The sequence below is a fragment of the Streptomyces sp. ICN903 genome (assembly GCF_022015835.1).
Taxonomy (GTDB): domain Bacteria; phylum Actinomycetota; class Actinomycetes; order Streptomycetales; family Streptomycetaceae; genus Streptomyces; species Streptomyces fenghuangensis.
In genome coordinates this window covers 1-4,624 of sequence record NZ_JAKMAY010000385.1, presented here as the reverse complement: position 1 = coordinate 4,624, position 4,624 = coordinate 1, and the positions used below count along the sequence as shown (strand labels likewise).

At 75.2% G+C, this 4,624-nt stretch carries 6 protein-coding genes; 3 read left to right on the top strand and 3 right to left on the bottom strand.

All coding sequences use genetic code 11. The annotated features are described in order from the left end of the window. On the bottom strand, positions 1-920 hold a 920-nt coding region (locus tag L7D48_RS26180), incomplete at its 3' end, for an NB-ARC domain-containing protein (RefSeq protein WP_237883160.1). Positions 921-1,078: 158 nt separating this feature from the next. Continuing rightward, the gene (locus tag L7D48_RS26175; RefSeq protein ID WP_237883158.1) at positions 1,079-1,603 is read right to left on the bottom strand and encodes a hypothetical protein; all 525 of its coding nucleotides are present in this window, start codon (positions 1,601-1,603) and stop codon (positions 1,079-1,081) included. 326 nt (positions 1,604-1,929) lie between these two features. Between L7D48_RS26175 and L7D48_RS26170 the strand changes: the two genes are divergently transcribed. After that, entirely contained in the window at positions 1,930-2,172 is a 243-nt protein-coding gene (locus tag L7D48_RS26170) for a type II toxin-antitoxin system Phd/YefM family antitoxin (protein ID WP_237883156.1), read from the top strand. Next, the gene (locus L7D48_RS26165; protein ID WP_237883154.1) at positions 2,172-2,546 is read left to right on the top strand and encodes a type II toxin-antitoxin system VapC family toxin; all 375 of its coding nucleotides are present in this window, start codon (positions 2,172-2,174) and stop codon (positions 2,544-2,546) included. The genes L7D48_RS26170 and L7D48_RS26165 overlap by 1 nt, the downstream gene beginning before the upstream one ends. A gap of 289 nt (positions 2,547-2,835) precedes the next feature. Here L7D48_RS26165 and L7D48_RS26160 read toward each other — a convergent pair whose 3' ends face one another. Next, a complete protein-coding gene (locus L7D48_RS26160) occupies positions 2,836-3,240 on the bottom strand; it encodes an ATP-binding protein (RefSeq protein WP_237883152.1) in 405 nt (134 codons plus the stop codon). 277 nt (positions 3,241-3,517) lie between these two features. Between L7D48_RS26160 and L7D48_RS26155 the strand changes: the two genes are divergently transcribed. Then, a complete protein-coding gene (locus L7D48_RS26155; protein WP_237883150.1) occupies positions 3,518-4,606 on the top strand; it encodes a small ribosomal subunit Rsm22 family protein in 1,089 nt (362 codons plus the stop codon). Positions 4,607-4,624 lie beyond the last annotated feature (18 nt).

The window sequence follows — 4,624 nt, the reverse complement described above, 5'->3', positions numbered from 1 at the left end:
GCGGCCCGGTCGGTGAGGTGGGCGGTGAGGTGGGCCAGGGCGGGGCCGCAGGTCAGGACGGAGGCCGGGATGCCGTTGGGGTCGAGCATCGCGGCCAGGCGCAGCATGGGGCGGGCCAGGCCGTACGGGCGCAGCCGGTCGGCGCGGTCCGCCGACAGCGACCAGGCCGCGTCCAGCGGGGCGGCCTGGTCGTCGGGCAGGGCCCCGGGGTCGGGCAGGGCGTCGGCCAGGTCGCGGGCGCGGTCGGCCAGCAGGGCGCGGTAGGCGGCGCAGTCCAGACCGGAGTCGATCAGGTAGGCGGCGGCCTGGGACAGAGCCAGTGGCAGATACCCCAACTCGCCCGCCAAGGAATCCAGTTCGCTCTCCGGCTCGTGGCGGCCGCGGGCGGCCAGGGACGCGGCGAGATACGCCCTCGCCTCCCGCGGGCTGAACAGGCCGACCGGCACCAGGCGGCGGCCCGGCCCGGTCAGCGCGGCGTCCCGGCGGCGGGTGGTGACCAGGGTGCGGCCCAGCGGGCTCGCCGGTGGCCACAGGCCGCGCAGGTCGGCCGGGTCTGCCACGTCGTCCAGCACCACCATCCAGCGGCGCTGCTCCGGACCGGGCCGGTGCTCCAGCCAGGCCAGGAACTCCCGCGCCGCCGTCTCGGGCAGATCCGGGTCGGAGTACAGGATCCCGGCGGCGGCCTGGGCGTAGGCGGCGACGACCGCCTCGCGCGTCGCGGCGGTGGCCCACACCAGCAGGTCCACACCGCCCGCCGCCAGGACCCGGCGGGCGTGGTGGGCGGCGAGCTGGGTCTTGCCGACCCCGCCCATGCCGGACAGCACCTGGCACAGCACCGCCGTGCCGCCGCCGTCCAGCGCCCGCTCCAGCTCGCGCACGGCGGCGCGGTCCTGGAAGCAGTCGGCCTCCCTGGGCGGCACCCCGACCAGGTGCGGCCAGGAGACGCCGGGGCGGGGGCGGGGATCGGAGTGGTAGTGGGTGTGGAGGCTGGCCCGGTCGATGTGCCCGGCGCCGATGCCGCCCGGGGCCTGGACGTACGCCTCCGCGGACAGAGGCGTGCCGTCCGCGCCCGGTCCGTTCAGCCCTGGGGCGGACCGGGCGGCCGAGGGTGGACATGGGCGCCGCCGTGGATCACCCCGCCGGCGACGCCGCCGTCCGCGCGGACGTGGACGTCCCCGCCCACGGCCATCCCGTCCCGGCCGACGGAGGGGCCGGCGGGCGGGACGCCTGCGGGGGAGTGGCGCTCCAGCAGGGCGCGCAGCTCCCCGGCGAGGCGGGCGCGCTCGTCGCCGTCCACGCTCTCCAGCAGGTTCTCGAAGCGGGCCTGCCAGGCCGCCTCCTGGCGGACGCGCGCCTGCGCGGACCCGGCGGCGCCGGGCTCTGGGCCCTGGTCCCGGCCCCCGCCCGGCTCCGGTCCGCCCGGCTCCAGCTCGGCGGCGGTGCGGTCCAGGCGCTCCAGCTCGGCGCGCTCGCGCCGCTCGTCGCCCCGGCCGAACCAGCGGGCCACCGCATCCCGCACCGTCGTCCACGCCTCCGTGCCCGCGGCCTGCACCACCGCCGTGCCCCCGGCGGCGGCCAGCGCCGCCAAAGCCTGTTCCAGCATTCCCCGTCCCCCTTGCGACGCGCGGCCCGCGCGGCGCGCCGGCGCCGTCCGTGGCACCACGCCGCATCACCATCGGGAAACGTTCTACTCCCGTCACCGGTTCCGGTGCGGAGTTTTCCGGGAAACGCGAACAACCCTTTCCGGCCGCCGAGTTGAGAGGGAGAAGCCGACCGGCGTCCGGATTTCGCGCGGGAATGGCGCGGTGTCGTGGGGAGTGTCCCGTTCCGCGGCTTCCGTTCCGCGATTCCCAGGGCGGGAAGAGGGGGCGTACCGGCTATGCTTGGTCCATCGCTTAGTCCACCTGGTGACCGGATTGTGGGGCAGCCGTGGAAGCAGCTCGGCAGTACAACGTGCACGAAGCCAAGACACACTTCTCCCGGATCCTCGAGCAGGTCGCCACGGGCGAGGAGGTCGTGATCAGCAAGGCGGGGGAGCCGGTGGCCAAGGTGGTGCCCCTGCGGTCCAGGGTGAGGCGGACCGGCCGCGGTTCGCTCAAGGGTCTCATCCACATCCCGGACGACTTCGACGAACTGCCCGACGACATCGCCGACGCCTTCGGGATGCGCTGATGCGACTCCTGCTCGACACCCATGTGGTCCTGTGGTGGCTGGACGACTCCCCCGAACTCTCCGGTGAGGTCAAGGACCTGCTCGACACGGAGCCCGCCGTGTACGTGAGCGCCGTGACACCGTGGGAGATCTCGATCAAGCAGTCCATCGGCAAGCTCGAAGGCCCGGCGGATCTGGCCGAGCGTGTACGCGACAGCCAGTTCACCGGCCTGCCGGTCACAGCCGGGCACGGGGTGCGGGCAGGCCGGCTCCCGGAACACCACAGGGACCCCTTCGACCGGATGCTGGTCGCCCAGGCGCAGATCGAGGGCATGACCCTGATGACCCGCGACAAGTGGATCCCGCAGTACGACGTGCGGGTCATGTCCGTCTGAGACGCGAGGCGGACGGGCGGGCCGCCCGCCCCGGCATCCCCCGCCCCGGCATCCCCTCTTGCGACGCGCGAGCCTCGCGCGGTGTCGCACCGCGTCACCATGGGCCGGTGCTCTCCGCTCGCCGCCGGTTCCGGTGCGGGTTCTCCGGGAAACGCGAACAACCCTTTTCGGCCGCCGAGTTGAGAGGGAGAAGCCGACCGGCGTCCGGATTTCGCGCGGGAATGGCGCGGTGTCGTGGGGAGTGTCCCGTTCCGCGGCTTCCGTTCCGCGATTCCCGGGGGCCCGTGTGTCAGGCGGCGGTCCGGAGCGGGAAGGAGGCCCGGATCGTCTTGCCCTCGCCCGGGTGGAGGGTGACGGTGACGTCGGTGGCCAGCTCGCGCACCAGCAGCCAGCCGAAGCCGCCGGGTACGGAGGGGTTTATCTGGACCGTCCTCGGTCGCCGGACGCTGGCGTCCGAGACCTCCACCAGCACGCCGCCCTCCCGCGAGCCCAGGCGGAAGTCCGTCACCCCGCCGGCGTGGCGGACCGCGTTGGACACCAGCTCCGAGACGCCCAGCAGCACGGCGTCCACGTCCGCCTCGGACGCGTTCGGCTCGGCCGCCCGCAGGAAACCGCGTGTTATCTCCCGCGCCCGGTCCCCGGTCTGCGGTGAGCGGTTCGTCAATCGCTCCGGTGGGCGGCCTTCCCTGTGCATCGGTCCTCCTCGTTTCAGAGCTGCTTTCCCAACTCCACTGCATCGTCTGCCCCCCGAGTGCGCAGCCGAACGCAATCGAATCCGGTGATCCGGATTCCTTCACGGAAGGGGAGCGGAATGCCGTGAAAGTATGCAACGGCCAGTGGCATATGCGCGACGAGAAGGGGCGGCCGGTGACCGCCGGAAGCGAACGGGAACGAATCCGCGGAATCCGCCGGAAGGAGGATCCGCCACCGGACGGCGGGGCGCGGGCGGCCGCCCGCCTACACTTGGCCCGGTGTTCGCCCCCCTCCACATCGACGACGAGCTGCGCGACGCGCTCGCCCGCCTCCTCGACGGACTGCCGCCCCGGCAGGCCGCCGCGGCCGTCGAGCGGCTGATCAGCGGCTACCGGGGGAACGGCACCGCCGGCGCCCCCGTCCTGCGCGACCGCGGCGACGTCGCCGCCTACGCCGCCTACCGGATGCCCGCCACCTTCGAGGCCGTCCGCGCCGCCCTGGACGCCCTCGCCGACCGGGCACCGCGGCTGGACCCGGCCACCCACCTGGACGTGGGCGGGGGGACGGGCGCGGCCGTGTGGGCCGCCGCCGCGGTCTGGGGCGACGGCGCGCAGCCGACCGGGGAGGCCCGGGCCACCACCGTGCTGGACCGCTCCGAGCCCGCACTCGCCCTCGGCCGCGAGCTGGCCGCAGGCTCCGGCTCGGCCGCCCTGCGCGGGGCCCGGTGGCGGCAGGAGCGCATCGGCGCCGCACCGGGTCTGGACGCGGCCGACCTGGTCACCGTCTCCTACGTACTGAACGAACTGCCCGAGGACGCCCGGGGTGCGCTGGTGGACGCCGCCGCCGCGGCGGCCCGGCGGGCGGTGGTGGTCGTCGAGCCGGGCACCCCGGACGGCTACCGGCGGATCATCGAGGCGCGCGGCCGGCTGATCGGCGCCGGACTGCGCGTCCTGGCCCCCTGCCCGCACAGCGGTGCCTGCCCGATAGAGCCCGGCTCGGACTGGTGCCACTTCGCCGCCCGCGTCAGCCGCTCCTCCCTCCACCGGCAGGTGAAGGGGGGATCGCTGGCGTACGAGGACGAGAAGTTCTCCTACGTGGCCGCGGTCCGCCCCGGTACGGGCGGCGGCGGCCCGGACGGCACGCCCGCCGCGGCGCGGATCGTACGCAGGCCGCAGATCCGCAAGGGCCAGGTCCTGCTCGACCTGTGCACCGGGCCGGACGCCGAACGCGGCGGGCTGCGGCGCGAGACCGTCACCAAGCGCCGCGGGCCGGCCTACCGCGCCGCCCGGGACGCGCACTGGGGCGACGCCTGGGACGACGGGCAGGAAGGCGGGCAGGAAGGCGGTCGGGGCGGCGCCGGGGACTGACGCCCCCGCCCCCGCCCC